This is a genomic window from Geodermatophilus sp. SYSU D01045 (assembly GCF_054050295.1).
Map to the genome: position 1 here is coordinate 1 of NZ_JBJGZB010000049.1, position 16702 is coordinate 16702.

Annotated in this window: 11 protein-coding genes; 5 read left to right on the plus strand and 6 right to left on the minus strand. The window is 77.7% G+C overall.

Annotated features, from left to right (window positions below):
- Positions 1-108: 108 nt before the first annotated feature.
- The 3 genes from ACI798_RS22765 to ACI798_RS22775 form a co-directional block, all read right to left on the minus strand.
- The gene (locus ACI798_RS22765; RefSeq protein WP_457049020.1) at positions 109-903 is read right to left on the minus strand and encodes a class I SAM-dependent methyltransferase; all 795 of its coding nucleotides are present in this window, start codon (positions 901-903) and stop codon (positions 109-111) included.
- A gap of 74 nt (positions 904-977) precedes the next feature.
- Complete coding sequence (locus tag ACI798_RS22770; RefSeq protein WP_457049021.1) at positions 978-3311, minus strand: glycoside hydrolase family 65 protein; 2334 nt, start codon at positions 3309-3311, stop codon at positions 978-980.
- 90 nt (positions 3312-3401) lie between these two features.
- Positions 3402-4907, minus strand: coding sequence for a glycerol-3-phosphate dehydrogenase/oxidase (locus ACI798_RS22775; RefSeq protein ID WP_457049022.1), 1506 nt, complete (start codon positions 4905-4907; stop codon positions 3402-3404).
- Positions 4908-4945: 38 nt separating this feature from the next.
- Between ACI798_RS22775 and ACI798_RS22780 the strand changes: the two genes are divergently transcribed.
- Positions 4946-6649 (plus strand): FAD-binding oxidoreductase, encoded by a 1704-nt coding sequence (locus tag ACI798_RS22780; protein ID WP_456943500.1) that lies wholly within the window; start codon positions 4946-4948, stop codon positions 6647-6649.
- Positions 6650-6769: 120 nt separating this feature from the next.
- On the opposite strand, the gene ACI798_RS22785 is transcribed toward ACI798_RS22780, so the two are convergent.
- Entirely contained in the window at positions 6770-8221 is a 1452-nt protein-coding gene (locus ACI798_RS22785; RefSeq protein ID WP_457049023.1) for an FAD-binding oxidoreductase, read from the minus strand.
- A 130-nt stretch (positions 8222-8351) separates the two neighbouring features.
- On the opposite strand from ACI798_RS22785, the gene ACI798_RS22790 reads away from it, so the two are divergent.
- Complete coding sequence (locus tag ACI798_RS22790; RefSeq protein ID WP_457049024.1) at positions 8352-11753, plus strand: BTAD domain-containing putative transcriptional regulator; 3402 nt, start codon at positions 8352-8354, stop codon at positions 11751-11753.
- Position 11754: 1 nt separating this feature from the next.
- On the opposite strand, the gene ACI798_RS22795 is transcribed toward ACI798_RS22790, so the two are convergent.
- Positions 11755-12522: an SDR family oxidoreductase gene (locus tag ACI798_RS22795; RefSeq protein WP_456943503.1), complete on the minus strand. Its 768-nt coding sequence runs from the start codon at positions 12520-12522 to the stop codon at positions 11755-11757.
- Positions 12523-12585: 63 nt separating this feature from the next.
- On the opposite strand from ACI798_RS22795, the gene ACI798_RS22800 reads away from it, so the two are divergent.
- Positions 12586-13896: an arginine deiminase gene (locus ACI798_RS22800; RefSeq protein WP_457049025.1), complete on the plus strand. Its 1311-nt coding sequence runs from the start codon at positions 12586-12588 to the stop codon at positions 13894-13896.
- Here the strand turns inward: ACI798_RS22800 and ACI798_RS22805 are convergent.
- Positions 13883-14818: a DUF5926 family protein gene (locus tag ACI798_RS22805; protein ID WP_457049026.1), complete on the minus strand. Its 936-nt coding sequence runs from the start codon at positions 14816-14818 to the stop codon at positions 13883-13885. The two genes, ACI798_RS22800 and ACI798_RS22805, sit on opposite strands and share 14 nt — an antisense overlap.
- Positions 14819-14873: 55 nt before the next feature.
- On the opposite strand from ACI798_RS22805, the gene ACI798_RS22810 reads away from it, so the two are divergent.
- Together ACI798_RS22810 and ACI798_RS22815 are read left to right on the plus strand one after the other, a co-directional pair.
- Complete coding sequence (locus ACI798_RS22810) at positions 14874-16082, plus strand: cytochrome P450 (protein ID WP_457049027.1); 1209 nt, start codon at positions 14874-14876, stop codon at positions 16080-16082.
- Positions 16082-16702, plus strand: a 621-nt coding sequence (locus ACI798_RS22815) for a DNA alkylation repair protein (RefSeq protein WP_457049028.1), incomplete at its 3' end; no start/stop codon positions are given. The genes ACI798_RS22810 and ACI798_RS22815, both read left to right, overlap by 1 nt.

Sequence of the window (16702 nt, forward strand, 5' to 3'; positions counted from 1 at the left end):
CCCCCCCGGGGCCCCCCCCCCCCCCCCCGGCCCGACCCCCCCCCCGCCCGCCCCCCGCCGGCCCCGGGGGGCCACCGCCCCCCCCCCCCCCCCCCGGGACGGGCGGGGCTACACCCGGACGAGCAGCTCGCCGTGCAGCATGGCGAGCCAGCCGTCGTCCGCGGCGGCCCAGCGCGGCCACGCGGCGGCGAGCTCCTCGAGCTCGTCCCGCGTGGCCAGGCCGTACGCCAGCGCCTGCTCCGCGAACGCCGACGCCGTCGCCCGGCCGGCCCACGAGCGGCCCCACCACTCCCGCTCGGCCGGCGAGGCGTAGCACCAGGAACCCGTCGTCGCGGTGGTGTCACGCAGCCCCGCCGCGTGCGCCCAGGACAGCAGCCGCCGGCCGGCGTCGGGCTCGGCGCCGTTGGCCCGGGCGACCGCGTGGTACAGCTCCAGCCACCGGTCCAGGCCGGCGTCGGCGGGGAACCAGCAGGTGGCGGCGTAGTCCACGTCCCGGACGGCGAGCAGCCCGCCGGGGCGGCAGACCCGCGCCATCTCGCGCAGCGCCGCCACCGGGTCGGTGAGGTGCTGCAGCACCTGGTGGGCGTGGACGACGTCGACCGAGTCGTCGGCCAGGTCGAGGGCGTAGACGTCGCCGACGGCGAAGGTCACCGCGACGCCCTCCCGCCCGGCGAGGTCCCGGGCCTCGTCGAGCGGGTCGGCCGAGACGTCGAGGCCGAGCACGTGGCCGGGCGCGACCCGGCGGGCGAGGTCGACGGTGATGGTGCCCGGCCCGCACCCGACGTCGAGCAGGTCGAGCCCGGGGCGCAGGTGCGGCAGCAGGTACGCGGCGGAGTTCTCCGCGGTGCGCCAGCGGTGCGACTGCAGGACCGGTTCGGCGTGCCCGTGCGTGTAGGTGTCCACGCCTGCATCCTGCTCCGCCCGTCCCGTACAGCGGAACGGCGATCTCACTGATTGGGATGCGCCCGCACGGGGCGTCAGCTGCGCGGCTCGCGCCCGGCCGGCTGCCGCGGCTCGCCGAGCAGCGGGGTGGGCGCGCGCAGCGGCACGCGCACCGGGGTGGTCGTGACCGACTGCGCGGTGCCGTCGACGACGACGGTCACCGGCCCCTCGCCGCGCACCACCGTGAGCGTGGTGCCCTCCCGCGTCGTCTCGACGCGGAGCACGCTGCCGCGCCAGGTGACGTGCCACGCCGTGCGGGACAGCGACGAGGGCAGCAGCGGCGCGATCTCGAGGTCCCCGTGGTCCTCGCGCAGACCCCCCAGGCCCGCGGCGAGCGCCAGCCAGGCCCCGGCCACCGAGGCCAGGTGCAGGCCCTGGGCCGTCCCCTGCTGGACGTCGCGCAGGTCCACGAGCGCGCACTCGCGCAGGTAGCGCAGGGCGAGGTCGGGGTGCTGCGCCTGTGCGCACACCACCGCCTGCACGGCGGCCGACAGCGAGGAGTCCCGCACGGTGCGCGCCTCGTAGTACTCGAGGTCGCGTGCCACCTGCTCGTCGGTGAACGCGTCGCGGCACCACCACAGCGCCAGGACGAGGTCGGCCTGCTTGAGCACCTGCCGCCGGTAGAACGTGGCGTAGTGGTTGTGCTCCTGCACCGGGTAGGCGTCGCACTGCTCCTCGAAGGGCCACTCCTCGTACGACGTGAAGTGGGCGTTCATGGGGTGCACGCCCAGGCCCTCGTCCCACGGCACGTGGACGGCGTCGGCCGCGGCCCGCCAGGCGGCGGTCTCGGTGTGGTCCACGCCGAGCTCCGCGGCCCGCGCCTCGTACCTGCGGCAGGCGTCGGCCGCGCGCCGCAGGTTGGCCTGCGCCATGAGGTTGGTGAAGACGTTGTCGTCGACGACGCCGGTGTACTCGTCCGGACCGGTCATGCCGAACAGGTGCCACGCACCGGCCGCGTCCTCGTGCCCCAGCGACGTCCACAGCCGCGCCGTCTCGACCAGCACCGGCAGACCGCCGACGTCGTCGAGGTCGGCGCCCGTGGCGTTCTCGTAGAGCCAGAAGGCGCGGGCGACGTCGGCGTTGACGTGCATCGCCGCCGTGCTCGCCGGCCAGTACGCCGACACCTCGGGCCCGCTGATGGTGCGCCACGCGAACGCCGCGCCCGCCCGACCCAGCGTCCGGGCCCGCTCGCGGGCGGCGTCGATCGTGTCCGCCCGCCACCGCAGCAGGCGCGCGGCCGTGTCCGGGCGCAGCAGGGTCAGGGCGGGCAGCACGAACCCCTCGACGTCCCAGAAGGTGTGACCGCTGTACCCCATGCCGGTCAGTCCCTTGGCCCCGACGGGGGCGCCGGAGATGCAGGCGGCGGAGCAGAACAGCTGGAAGACGCTGTAGCGCAGGGCCTGCTGCAGCTCGGGGTCGCCGTCGACCTCGACGTCGGCGGTCGCCCAGAACTCGTCGAGCACGCCGCGCTGGGCGGCGAGCAGCCCCTCCCACCCCAGGTCGAGCGCGGACGACACCGCCGCCGCCGCCTCGCCGACGAGGGAGCCGGCCCAGGCGTCGAGCGACCAGGTGTGGGCGACGACCTTGGTGATCCCGAGGGTGGCGCCGGGGGTCAGGTGGGCGGCGACGGTGGTGACCACCCGGTGCTCGTCGGCGTCCGTGCTGATCCGCGCCCCGTCGTCGACCACGTGCTCGACGGCGGCGGCGACCGTGATGTCCGACCGCCGCGTCCGGGACGCGAGGGTGCCACCGCTGCCCGTCGAGCCGTGCTCCCGCGGCTCGAAGGCGTTGTCGAGGCAGTCCTTGACGCGGGGGTCGTCGTTGTCCACGCCCGTGGGCGTCACCGACCCACTCGCCAGCTCGGACCGCACGACGACGTGCGCCTGACCGTCCAGCGCGCGCACCTCGTACCGGACGGCGCAGACCGCCCGCTCCGCCAGCGAGACCAGCCGCCGGGAGCACACCTCCACCGTCGTCCCCGTCGGCGTCCTCCAGCGCACGCGCCGGTCGAGCGTCCCGGCACGCAGGTCCAGCGTGCGCTCGTGGACCTCCGGCCGGACCTCGCGCACGTCGAGCGGGATCCCGTCGACCAGGAGGCGGATCGGGGTGCCGTCGGCGACGGTGAGCAGCGCCTGCCCCTCCCCGGGCTGGCCGTAGCCACCCTCGGGATAGGACAGCGGGTGGGTCTCGTACACCCCGGACAGGTAGGTGCCGCGCATGCCGAAGGGCTCGACCTCGTCGAGCGTCCCCCGTACGCCGATGTAGCCGTTGGACAGGCTGAACAGGGACTCGGCGACGTCGAGCGCCCGGGTGTCCACGTGCGGCTCGCGGACCGTCCAGGGGTCGACGTCGAGGGTCGGGGCGCTCACAGGGGTCCTCGCCGTCTCGGAGGGCGGGACCCGGCCGGCGTCCCGCCCTCCGTCCTACCGCCCGGCGGCTGCCCGCGCGATCCCGGGCCGTCACACCTCCTCGAGGACGGCCTCCGCAGCCGCGACCGCGCGCTCCCGGTCGGCCGGGACCAACCCCAGCCGCACCCGCCGGTCGAGCAGGTCGGACACCGTGCGCGCGCCCTCGGCCAGCGCGCCGAACCGCAGCTCCCCCACCGTCTCCGCCCGGCCCTCGACCACCGGCCCGGCCCCCAGTGCGACCACCCGCGGCGCCTCGGTGCCGTACCGGGCGACCAGCCGCGCCGGGGCGGGCACCCGCGCCAGCTCGGCCGGGGACGCCGCCCCGACCAGCGGCAGCCGGGCGGTCGGCGAGCGGCGCGCGCCCCGGCCCAGCCGCGCGACGACGGCGTCCACGGCCTCGGCGGCCATCGCCCGGTAGGTGGTCAGCTTCCCGCCGACGACCGACAGGACCGGTCCGTCCCACCGCAGCAGGTGCCGCCGGGACAGGTCCGCGGTCGCGTCGCCCGGCCCCGCGCCGGCCGACCCCGGCAGCACCAGCGGCCGCAGCCCGGCGTAGGAGCCGACGACGTCCGCGCCGGTCAGCGGCACGGCCAGCACCCGGTTCACCGTGTCGAGCAGCTGCCGCACCTCGGCGTCGGCCGGCACCGGGTCGTCGTCCGGGACCGGCCCGGGCACCGGCTCGTCGGTGAGCCCCAGGTACACCAGCCCGCCCGGCTGCGGCAGCGCGAACACGTACCGTGAGCGCGAGCCGGGCAGCGGCACGGTGAGCGCCGCGACCGGGTCGCCGAGCCGGTCGGCGCGGACGACGAGGTGCGAGCCGCGCGAGGGCGCCAGCCGGATCCCGGGCACGAGCGCCTGCGCCCACACGCCGGTCGCGTTGACCACCGCGCCCGCCCGCACGGTCAGCACCGCGCCGTCGGCCTCCACCGCCACCTCGGCCCCGTCGACGCCGGTCACCCGCGCACCGGTGAGCACCCGGGCGCCGTGCGCGGCGGCGGTGCGGGCCAGGGCGACGACGAGCCGGGCGTCGTCGGCGAGCTGGCCGTCCCAGAACACCGCGCCGCCGCGGCCGGGACGCACCGCGGGCGCCAGTCGCGCCACCTCCGCGGCGCCGACGCGGCGGGTGCCGGGCAGCGAGCCGCGCCCGCCGTGCACCGACCGGCGCACCGCGTCCCCGAGCCGGCCGCCCAGTGCACCGACGGTGCTCACGTCGCGGCCGGCCGCGTCGGGCACCAGGAACGGCAGCGCCCGGACCAGGTGCGGCGCGGTGGTGCGCATGAGGACGGCCCGCTCGCGGGCGCTCTCCCGGGCCAGGCCGACCTCGCCGTGCGCCAGGTAGCGCAGGCCGCCGTGCACGAGCTTGCTCGACCACCGGCTGGTGCCGGCGGCGAGGTCGGTGCGCTCCAGCAGCGCCACGGACAGCCCGCGGGCGGCGGCGTCGAGGGCCACCCCGGCGCCGGTCACGCCCCCGCCCACCACGACGACGTCGACACCGCCGGCCAGGGCCTCGAGGTCGGCCGCACGACGCTCGGGTGTGAGGTCGGGCCCGCCGGTCACGTGCGGGGTCCCGGTCGGAGCACCGGCAGACTGTAGCCGTGCCCGAGCAGCCGGAACTGACCGTCCAGGGATGGGGGCCCGGCAGCTCCCGCGTGGCCGCGGTGGCCGAGCCGGGGGACGCGGCGGAGGGCTCCCTCGAGCTCACCCGTGACCCCGACCTCGCCAGCGCGCTGCCCAAGGCCGCCCGCCGCCACCTGGCGCGGGAGCTGGGCTGGGAGCCGCGGCCGACCCCGCCGGTCGCCGTCGCCGACATCCGGCTGGCGCCCTCGCGGCTGCCGGCCGACGTGCACGACGCGCTGGTCGCCCTCCTCGGCGCCGGGCACGTGCGCACCGACCGGGAGGCACGACTGCGCCGGGCCGGCGGCAAGAGCTACCTGGACCTGCTGCGCCGGCGGGAGGGCGACGCCTCCGACGCGCCCGACGCCGTCGTCCTGCCCGGCAGCACCCACGAGACCGCGGCGCTGCTGGAGCTGTGCGCCGACCACGGGGTCGTCGTCGTCCCGTTCGGCGGGGGCACCAGCGTGGTCGGCGGGCTGTCGGGCCTGGACCCGGACGACCGGCCCTCGCTGTCGGTCGACCTGTCCCGGATGGCGGCGCTCACCGACGTCGACGTCGCCTCGTCGCTGGTCACCGTCGGCCCCGGCATGCGCGGCCCGGCGCTGGAGGAGGCGCTCGGCGAGCGGGGGCTGAGCCTCGGCCACCTGCCGCAGAGCTGGGAGTACGCCACGCTCGGCGGCTACGCGGCGACCCGCTCGGCCGGGCAGTCCTCGACCGGCGTGGGCCGCTTCGACGACCTCGTCGCGGGCCTGACCCTGGCCACGCCGTCGGGGGTGCTGGAACTCGGCCACCCGCCGGCGTCGGCGGCCGGCCCCGACCTGCTCGGGCTGGCGCTGGGCTCCGAGGGCGCGCTCGGGATCATCACCGAGCTGCGGCTGCGGGTGCGCCCGGCGCCGCGGTCCCGCGTGTACGAGGGCTGGTCGTTCCGCACCTGGGCCGACGGGCTCGCCGGGCTGCAGCGGCTGGCGCGGCACGACCTGCTGCCCGACGTCGTCCGGCTCTCCGACCCCGACGAGACCCGCGCGAACCTGCTCAACGCCGGCGGCGCCGGCGCCCGGCTGCTGCGCGGCACCCTGCGGGCCCGTCGCCGCGGCGACGGCTGCCTGCTCGTCGTCGGCTGGGAGGGCCTGCCGCAGGTGGTGCGGGCCCGCCGCCGGGCGGTGCTCCCGGTGCTGCGCGAGCACGGCGCGGGGCGGGTCGGCCGCCGGGTGGGCGAGTCGTGGCGGAGGCACCGGTTCGCCGCCCCCTACCTGCGCGACCGGCTCATGGACGCCGGCCTGCTGGTCGAGACGCTGGAGACGGCGGCCACCTGGACCGCGCTGCCGGCCGTCTACGACGCCGTCCGCACCGCGCTGCAGCGCTCCCTGGGCCGTCCCGGCAAGCAGCCGCTGCTGATGACGCACGTGTCCCACGGCTACGCCACGGGCGCCTCGCTGTACGTCACCGTGCTCGCCGACCGCGACGACGACCTGCCGCTGCAGCAGTGGCTCACCGCCAAGCGGGCGGCCACCGAGGCGCTGCTGGCCGCGGGCGGCACGCTCACCCACCACCACGCCGTCGGCGCCGACCACCGCCCCTGGCTGGAGCGCGAGGTCGGCCCGCTCGGCGTCGAGGTGCTGCGCGCGGTCAAGGCCCGGCTGGACCCGCAGGGCATCTGCAACCCCGGCGTCCTCCTGCCCGACTGACGCGGCCTGCCCGGCTAGCGCGGCGGCGGGGTCCAGCCCGGCGGGGGCACGGCCGGGGGGATGCCCATGCGCCGACGCAGCCACGCGGGCGGACGGGGTGGGCGGACGGCGGTCACGGACTCAGCCACGGCGGGCCCGCAGCGCGTACCCGGTGGAGAAGACGTCGTCGGGGTCGACCGCCTGCTTGACGGCCAGCAGCCGCTCCGCCGAGGCCGGGTCCCACGCGGCGAGGACCTCCTCGGGGCCGCTGACGTCGCCGAGGAAGTTGGCCATCCCGCCGGGTGCGGCCCACGGCGCCAGCGCGGCCAGCACGCCGCGGCCGACCGCGGGCACCACCTCGGCCAGCTCCGGGACCATCGGGCCGATCACGAACACCGACCAGGCGGCGCCGCGCCCCGGGACGGCGTCGGGGACCCGCGCCGGGCGGGCCAGCGCACCGCCCAGCTGGCGGATCTCGGCCATCACCAGCGGCACCTGCACGTCGGGGCCGGCGGCGGCGAGGAACGCGTCCACGGTCTCCTCGGTGAGCTCGGCGAGCAGCATCCCCTTCTCCCAGCCGGGCATGGGGTCGGTCGGGTCCATGTGCACCGCGTCCAGCGCCGTCGGCGGCATCGGCCCGACGCCGCCGAGCAGCACCTCGCCCGCGGCCTCCATCGGCGCGAGCAGCGCGGTCCCGAGCGCGGGGTCCTCGCCGGCGTAGACGTAGCGCAGGTGGACGACGGTCTGCCCGCGCAGCGGCGGCGGCAGCTCCTCCAGCGGCGGCAGCCGCAGCACGGCGACGGAGGTGCCGACCTCCTCGGGCAGCGTCGGCGCCCAGGCGCGGTAGGCGTGCAGCACCGCGGCGGCGTCCCGGCCGGCGAAGAACAGGCCGCCGGCGACCAGCGCGGGCACGGGGAACAGCTCGAACTCCAGCGCGGTGACGACGCCGAAGTTGCCCTTGCCGCCGCGCACCGCCCAGAACAGCTCGGGCTCGGTCTCGGCGCAGACGGTGCGCAGCACGCCGTCGGCGGTGACCATCTCCACGCTCACGACGGCGTCGGCGGCGAACCCGTGCTTGCGGCCGAGCGACCCGTGCCCCCCGCCGAGGGTGTAGCCGACCACCCCGACGTCGGACGACGAGCCGCACAGCCCGGTCAGCCCGTGCTCGGCGGCGGCCGCCACGACCTTCTGCCACTTGACGCCCGCCTCGACCCGCGCGGTGCGGCGGGCCGGGTCGACGGCGACGCCCTGCATCCGGCGGGTGGTGATCATCAGCGCGCCGTCGGCGTTGCGGACCGGGCCGTGGCCGGTGGCCTGGACGGCGACCGGCAGGCCGTGCACGGCGGCGAAGGAGACGGCGGCGGCGACGTCGGCGGCGCAGGTGGCGCCCACTGCGACGGCGGGCGTGTGGGTGACGGCCAGGTTCCAGGCCGCGACCTCGGCCGCCATGCCGTCGTCGCCGGCGACGTAGACCGGCCCGTGGACCCGCCCGCGCAGGTCCGCGACGGCGGCGGGGTCGAGGGCGGCGGGGACGGCGTCGTCGAGCGGCGTGCGCGGGAGCGGGGCGGAGGCGGGGGTCTCGGTCAGGCTCATGTCGGGTCCTCGGGGGCAGGGGGATGGCCGGGGACGACCGTGGCCGCCGCGCCTTGGCCGCCACTTGCGCCCCACTTGAGGCGCACGGACCCCTCCCCAGACCGCCCGCGACCTGTCACGATGCCCGACCGTGCGGTTCCGCGTCCTCGGTCCCCTCGAGGTCACCGGTCCCGACGACCGCCCGGTCGACGTCGGCGGCGCCAAGCCCCGCGCGCTGCTGACCCTGCTGCTGGCCGAGGCCGGCCGGGTCGTCCCGATCGACCGCATCGTCACCACGCTGTGGGGCGACGAGCCGCCGCCCACGGTCACCGGGACCCTGCAGGCCTACGTCTCGCACCTGCGCCGGGTGCTCGAGCCCGAGCGCGGGCCGCGCGAGGCGCCGAAGGTCCTGCTCACCCGCGCACCGGGCTACCTGGTGCAGGTCGGCGCCGAGGACCTCGACAGCCTGCGCTTCGCCCGGCTGGTCGAGGAGGGCGACCGCGCCGTCGAGGCCGGCGACCCCGCCGGCGGGGTCGTCGCGCTGGACCGCGCGCTGGAGCTGTGGCGGGGCGAGCCGCTGGCCGAGCTGGGCGACGGGCCCGGCGCGGCCACCGACCGGCTGCGCCTCACCGAGCTGCACGTGCGCGCCCGCGAGCGCCGCTGCGACGCGCTGCTGGCCACCGGCCGCGCCGACGCCGCCGTCGCCGACCTGCAGCGCCTGGTCGCCGAGCACCCGCTGCGCGAGCGGCTGTGGGCCCGCCTGGTCACCGCCCTCTACGCCGCCGACCGGCAGGCCGACGCCCTCGACGCGCTGCGCCGCTGCACCGAGCTGCTGCGCGACGAGCTGGGCATCGACCCCGGCCCCGAGCTGCGCGACCTCGAGCGGGCGGTGCTCCGGCAGGACCCGAAGCTGACCTCGCGGGTGCCCCGGCCGGTGCTGTCGGTGGTCCCGCCGCCGGCGACCACCGCCCTGGCCGTCCCCGGCGACGAGACGCTGGTCGGCCGCCGCGCCGAGCTGGCCCGGCTGCGAGCGGCCGCCGAGCAGGTCGCCGCGGGGCGGCCCGCCGTCGTCGTGCTGGCCGGCGAGGCCGGCATCGGCAAGACCCGGCTGGCCGAGGCCGTCGCGGACACGATCCGGGCCGCGGGGTGGGCGGTCGCCGAGAGCCGCTGCGCCGACGACGCCGGCGCGCCGGCGCTGTGGCCGTGGACGCAGGCGCTCGAGCAGCTGGGCCAGGAGCCGCCCGCGCCGGCCGGGGACGACGGCGACGACGCCGACGCCGCCCGGTTCCGGCTGTTCCAGGAGTTGCGCGGCCGGCTCACCGCCGCCGCCCGGCAGCGGCCGGTGATGGTGGTCCTCGACGACCTGCAGGGCGCCGACACGACGTCGGTGCAGCTGCTGACCCTGCTGGCCCGGCACCTGCCGCGGGTGCCGCTGCTGGTCGTCGTCACCGTGCGCAGCGTCGGCGAGGACCTGCCCGAGGCGGTCGCGGACTGCCTGGCCCGGCTGGCCCGCGAGCCGGCCGCCACCACGATCACCCTGCAGGGCCTGGACGCCGAGGACGTCGGCTCGCTGCTCGCCGCACAGCTGGGCTCGGCCGGCGACCCGGGCCTGGCCGCCACGGTGCACGACCGCACGGCGGGCAACCCGTTCTTCGTCGTCGAGCTGTCCCGCTGGATGCGCGGCGGCCGCGACCTGCACGCGGTGCCGGTGCCGCCGTCGGTGGGCGAGGTGCTGCGGACCCGCCTGGCCCGGCTGCCCGACGGCGTGCGCCCGGTGCTGGAGCTCGCCGCCGTCGCCGGCCGCGAGGTGACCCTCGACCTGCTCGAGGCCGCCGGGGAGCCGGCCGAGGCCGCGCTGGCGGCGCTGGACGCGGCGGTCGCCGCCGGCCTGGTCGTCGAGGGCGGGACCCCGTGGAGCTGGCGGTTCACCCACGCGCTGGTGCAGGAGGTCCTCGCCGACGACCTCCCCGCGCTGCGCCGGGCCCGGCTGCACGCCCGGCTCGGCGAGGCGCTGGAGCGGCAGGTGGCCGGCAGCCGCCCCGACGACGCCGTGGTCGAGCGGCTGGCGCACCACTTCGTCGAGGCCGCGCCGGTGGCCGGCCCCGCCCCCGGGCTGCGCTGGTCGACCACCGCGGCGGCCAACGCCCGGGCCCGCCTGGCCGACGGCGAGGCCGCGGTGCACACCCGCCGCGCGCTGCGGTTGGTCGACCCGGCGCAGCCCGGCGCGGTCCGCACCCGGCACGACCTGCTCACCGCGCTGGGCAACGACCTGCTGCGCAGCGGCGAGCGCACCGAGGCCCACCAGGTCGTCGGCGAGGCGATCGCGCTGGCCCGCGAGCTCGGCGACCCGCGCTGCCAGCTGGAGTCGGCCGCGGTCTGGGGCGAGGTCACGCTGTGGAACTGGCGGCCGCACGGCGTCGTCGACGCCGAGATGGTCGCCCTGCTGGAGGACCTGCTCGAGCACCGCGACGAGATCGCCCCGGACGCGACCGAGGCCGAGCGGGACCGGCTGACCGCGCGGCTGCTGGGCACCCTCGGCGTCGAGCTGGCCTTCAGCGAGGACCTGCAGCGCGGCGTGCGGTACGCCGAGCGGGCGGTGGCGCTGGCCCGCGGCGTCGGCGACCCGGAGCTGCTGGGCCGGACGCTGAACAACTACTCGCTCGCGGTGTGGGGCCGGCCCGGCGCCGCCGAGCTGCGGCTGGCCGCGACCGACGAGGCGCTGGCCCTGGCCGGGCGCGGACTGCCGCGGCGCACCGAGTTCTACGCCCGGCTGCACCGCGCGGCGATCCGGCTGCACCTCACCGACCGTGCCGGCTTCGAGGCCGACCTGGAGGCCGGGCGGCGGCTGGCGTTCTCGCTGTCGGGCCCGGAGGTGCGCCCGCACGTGCTGTGGCAGGCGGCCGGCGCGGCCTGGCTGGCCGGGGACGCCGCCCGCGCCGAGGAGCTGACCACCGAGGCGCACGAGCTGTACCGCCGGGTGACGCCGCACTCGCGGCACGCCTACGCCGCGCACCTGTTCGCGCTGCGCCGCGGCGACCACCGGCTGCCCGAGGCGATCGACCTGCTGGTGGAGACCGGCGACGAGGGCAACCCGCTGCTGCAGCTCATGGCGGTGGTGGCCGCCGCCGAGTCCGGCGACCTCGCGGTGGCCCGGCGGCTGCGCGCCCGCTGGGGCCGCACCCAGATCCGCGACTGGGCCAGCGACGTCGCGGTGCTGCTGCAGGCCGAGGCGGCGCTGCACCTGGGCGACGAGCCGGAGCTGACCATGGCCACCGTGCAGCTGCTGCCGTTCCGCGGGCGGCAGGCGGTGCTGGGCACGCCGGCGTTCAGCCTGGGCGCCTACGACGAGTTGCTGGGCCGGATCGCCGAGCGCACCGGCGACACCGTGGCCGCCCGCGACTGGTGGACCGGCGCCCGCGAGCAGGGCCGGAAGGTCGGCTCCCCGCACCAGGTGGCGCTGGCCGAGTCCCACCTCGAGCGGGTGCCCGCCGAGCAGGCGCACCGGCCGCCGCGGCGCCGGCGGTCCGACCGGCCGGCGCCGCGCTCGGCCTGACTCAGCGCGTCGTCGCCCGGCCGCCGTCGACGGGGATGACGGCGCCGGTCACGTACGCCCCGGCCCGGCTGGACAGGTAGACGACGACGCCGGCCATGTCGTCGGGGCGGCCGATGCGCCCCAGGGGCGAGCTGGCGGCGATCTCGTCGCCGCGGGCGGCCAGGGTGGCGGCCATCATCTTCGACTCGAACGGCCCCGGCGCGACGGCGTTGACCGTGATCCGCCTCGGCCCGAGCTCCTTGGCCAGGTGCCGGGTGAGCTGGTGCACCGCGGCCTTGCTGGAGGAGTACGAGTAGGTCGGAAGGACCGGCACCTGCAGCCCGTCGATGCTGCCGACGTTGACCACGCGGGCGGGGTCGTCGTCGGTGGCCGCGGCCTCGAGCAGCGGCAGCATCGCCCGGGTCAGGAAGAACGGCGCCTTGACGTTGAGGTCGAGGACCTTGTCCCACGCCGAGGCGGGGAAGGTCTCGAACGGCTCGCCCCAGGTGGCGCCGGCGTTGTTGACCAGCACGTGCACCCGCTCCTCGCGGCGGCCGACCTCCTCGGCCAGCCGGACGCACTCGGCCTCGGTGCTGATGTCGGCGGGGATCGACTCGACGCGGCCGAACTCCGACAGCTCCGCCACCGCCTGCTCGCCGGCCTCGGGCTTGCGCGAGCTGACGTACACCGACGCCCCGGCCTGCAGCAGGCCGCGCGCCATCATCAGGCCGATGCCGCGGGTGCCGCCGGTGACGACGGCGACCTTCCCGGTGAGGTCGAACAGGTCCACGCGGTGCCTCCTCCTGTGGGGGTGCCGTGCGCCGGCCCGGCCACTGTGCCAGCCTCTCCCCCCGTGACCACCGCGGCCCCCCGTCCTCCCCTCGGCGTGACCAGCGAGGTCGGCCCCCTGCGGACGGTGGTCCTGCACCGGCCGGGCGCCGAGCTGCGCCGGCTCACGCCGCGCAACAACGACCAGCTGCTCTTCGACGGCGTCCCGTGGGTGGCCCGCGCGCAGGAGGAGCACGACGCGTTCGCCGCCGCCCTCACCGACCGCGGCGTCGAGGTGCTGTACCTGGACCGGCTGCTGACCGGGGTGCTGGACGACCCGACGGCGCGCGAGGAGCTGGTGGCCGCCGCCGTCGACGACCCGCGCCTGGGCGCCACCCTCCAGCGCACCGCCGTCGACCACCTGTCGGGCCTGGCGGCCGAGGACCTGGCCGGCGCGCTCATGGCGGGGCTGGCGCACCACGAGCTGCGCGGCGGGCGGGGCCTGGCCTACGAGCTCATGGACCGGCACGACTTCGTCGTCCCGCCGCTGCCCAACCTGCTGTTCACCCGGGACTCGTCGGTGTGGGTCGGCGACCAGGTGGCCATCACGTCGCTGGCGATGCCCGCCCGGCACCGGGAGAGCACGATCCTCCGGGCCATCGCCACGTACCACCCGCGCTTCGCCGGCGCCGAGCAGCTCTACGACTCCTCGCTCGAGCACCTCGAGGGCGGCGACGTCCTGCTGCTGGCCCCCGGCGTGGTGGCCGTCGGCGTGGGCGAGCGGACCACGCCGGGCGGCGCCGAGCGGCTGGCCCGCCGGGTGTTCGCGCGCGGGCTGGCGCACACGGTGCTCGTCGTCCCGATCGCCCAGGAGCGGGCGACCATGCACCTGGACACGATCGCCACGATGGTCGACGTCGACGCGATGGTCATGTACCCCGCGGTCGCGGACACCCTCGTCGCCTGGACGGTCACCGCCGACACCCCGCCCGACGACGGCGACACCACCGACCTCGTCGTCCGCGGCCCCGCCCCGTTCGTCGTCGCCGCGGCCGAGGCGATGGGCATCGACCGGCTGCGGGTGATCGACACCGGCCTGGACCCGGTCACCGCCGAGCGCGAGCAGTGGGACGACGGCAACAACACCCTCGCCCTCGCCCCGCGGCTGGCGGTGGCGTACGAGCGCAACACCGTCACCAACGCGGCGCTCGAGGCGGCCGGCATCGAGGTGGTGCGGATCGCGGGCTCGGAGCTCGGCAGCGGCCGCGGCGGCCCGCGGTGCATGTCCTGCCCGGTCCGGCGCGACCCGCTCCAGGTCCTCCCCGTGAGCTCGTGCTCTGCCCCAGCTGGGGGCGGAGCACGAGCGCGCCGGGTACGGGTGCCTAGCGCAGGGTGATCTGGCGGGAGAGCAGGCCGGCGCGGGCGCGGCGCTCGTCGCTGGTCAGCGGGCCGGTCTCGGCCAGCGCCTGCTCGAGGCGGGTGGCGAACCCGGCCGCGGGGCCGGCCCACTCCTGCGCGGGGGTGTCGGCCGGCAGGTCCCAGACCGGGACGACGAGCCCGTGCGCGCGGAAGGCGCCGGCGTACCGGGTGCCCTCGCCCAGCAGCAGCTGCTCGGACGCCGAGAGCCGGGCCAGCGCGTCGAGCAGCGGCTCCTCGGCCTCCGGCCGCACCCAGCGCAGGTGCGCCCGCTCGTTGCCCGGCCGCACCCAGTAGGCGGCACCCAGGCCCTCCAGCCGCTCGGTCGGCAGCACCGCCTCGTTGGCCCGCTCCAGACCGGCCTGCGCGGCGGGGTTGGGGTCGGTGCCCTCCAGCCAGAAGCCGAAGTCGGGGTGCACGGTGACCTCGAGCGGCGCGGTGAGGTCCAGCAGCTCCTGCAGCCGCGGCCCGGACGAGCCGGCGGCGCCGATCGGACCCGGGTCGACCGGCGCCCCGGCCGGCGAGTCCAGCGCGGCGGCGAGCGCGGTGCCGATGTCCCTGCTGACGTCGTCGGAGGAGGCCTGCAGCTGGACGCCGAGCAGGATCTCGCCGTTGCTGCGGACCAGCGCCGGGGCGCCGCCGGGCAGCACGCTGGCGAGGGTGACGTCGCGGCCGTCGGCGGTCTTCAGCGGCGCGGTGGCGGCGGGCACCAGCTCGCGCAGCGCGACCCAGTCCGGCTCGCCGGGCAGGCCCTCGAAGGGACGGGTCACCGGGGGCGCGTAGCCCGAGCCGTGGCAGTGCTTGTACCGGCGGCCCGAGCCGCACGGGCACGGGGCCTTCGGGTTGATCTCACCCTCGACGGCGGCGGGGGCGGGACGGCGGCGGGTCGCGGAACGGGCCATGCGGCCCAGGGTATGTGGGCCGGAGCGGGGTCCCGCGGGCCATAGGCTCGGGGCCGTGACCTCCGTGGCGGCACCGCTCGACCTCACCGACGCGGCCGTGGTCGCCGACCCCTACCCCGCCTTCGCCGCCGCCCGCGCCGTCGCCCCGGTCCAGTGGCACGAGGGGCTCCGGCTGTGGCTGGCGTTCACCCACGCCGAGAGCAACGCCGTGCTGCGCGACCGCCGGCTGGGGCGCATCTGGCGGGACCGGGAGCCCGCCGAGCGGTTCGGGCAGTTCAACCTCATCCACCGCAACGCCATCCTCGAGATGGAGCCGCCGGACCACACCCGGCTGCGCCGGCTGGTCAGCGCGGCCTTCGCCCGCGGGCACGTCGAGCGGCTGCGCCCGTGGGTCGAGCAGCTGGCCGGCGAGCTGGTCGACGGGCTGGTCGAGCGCTCGGGCGGCGGCGAGCCGGTCGACGTCCTCTCGGGGATGGCCGAGGAGCTGCCGGTGGCGGTCATCGCCGAGCTGCTCGGCGTCCCGGCCGCCGACCGGCCGCTGCTGCGGCCGTGGTCCAACGCGATCGTGAAGATGTACGAGTACGGCCGGACGACGGCGGTCGAGGACGCCGCCGAGCGCGCCGCCGCGGAGTTCGTCGCCTACCTGCGGGGGCTGGCCGCGGAGCGTCGCCGCGCGCCCGGCGAGGACCTGCTCTCCCACCTGGTCACCGTGCGCGACGCGGACGGCGACCGGCTCACCGAGGACGAGCTGGTCACCACCTGCATCCTGCTGCTCAACGCCGGGCACGAGGCCACGGTCAACGTCAGCGGCAACGGCCTGCTCGCGCTGCTCGAGCACCCCGGCCAGCTGGCGCGGCTGCGGGCCGACCCGGCGCTCCTACCGACGGCGATCGAGGAGCTCATGCGCTTCGACTCGCCGCTGCAGCTGTTCGAGCGCACCGCGGCCGCCGACGTCGAGGTCGGCGGCGTGACCGTGCGGGAAGGGCAGAAGATCGCCGCGCTGCTCGGCGCCGCCAACCGCGACCCCGCGGTCTTCGCCGACCCCGACACCCTCGACGTCGGCCGCACCGACAACCCGCACGTCTCCTTCGGCGCGGGCGTGCACTTCTGCATCGGGGCGCCGCTGGCCCGCGTGGAGCTGCAGGCCTCCTTCGGCGCGCTGCTGGGCCGCACCACCGACCTGCAGCTCGCCCGCCCGGCGCGGCGCCGTCCGGAGTTCGTCATCCGCGGCCTGGCCGAGCTGCCCGTCGTCCTGACCCGGTAGTGGCCGGCCCCGCGGAGGTGCTCGGCCGGCTGCGGGAGCTGGCCGACCCGTCGCGGCTGGCGGGCATGGCGCGGTACGGCATCGGCGGCGCGCAGCCCCTGGGCGTCACGGTCGCCGAGCTCCGGACGCTGGCACGCGAGCTGGGCCGCGACCACGCGTTGGCCGCGGGGCTGTGGGGCTCCGGCGTCCACGAGGCGCGGATCCTGGCGAGCATGGTCGAGGACCCGGCCGCGGTGGACGCCGCCCAGCTCGACGCGTGGGCGGCCGCCTTCGACTCGTGGGACCTGTGCGACCAGGTCTGCCAGAACCTCGTGCGGCACACCCCGTCCGCCTGGGAGACCGCGCTGGCGTGGAGCGGGCGCGCCGAGCCGTTCGTCAAGCGCGCCGGGTTCGCCGTCATGGCCGGGCTCGCCGTGGCGGACAAGCGGGCCGGCGACGAGCGGTTCGAGCCGTTCCTCCGCGCGGTCGCCGAGCGGGCCGACGACGACCGCCCGGTGGTCCGGAAGGGGGCGAGCTGGGCGCTGCGGCAGATCGGCAAGCGCAGCCCCGGCCTGCACGGACGCGCCGTCGCGACGCCCCGCGACCAGCGGGCGGGAGGCCCCGGCCCGCGCGGGGTGGGC

Excerpts from the sequence above, each read along its gene's own strand:
- ACI798_RS22785 (WP_457049023.1), bottom strand. The coding sequence starts at position 8,221 with ATGAGCCTGACCGAGACCCCCGCCTCCGCCCCGCTCCCGCGCACGCCG.
- ACI798_RS22805 (WP_457049026.1), bottom strand. The coding sequence starts at position 14,818 with ATGGCCCGTTCCGCGACCCGCCGCCGTCCCGCCCCCGCCGCCGTCGAG.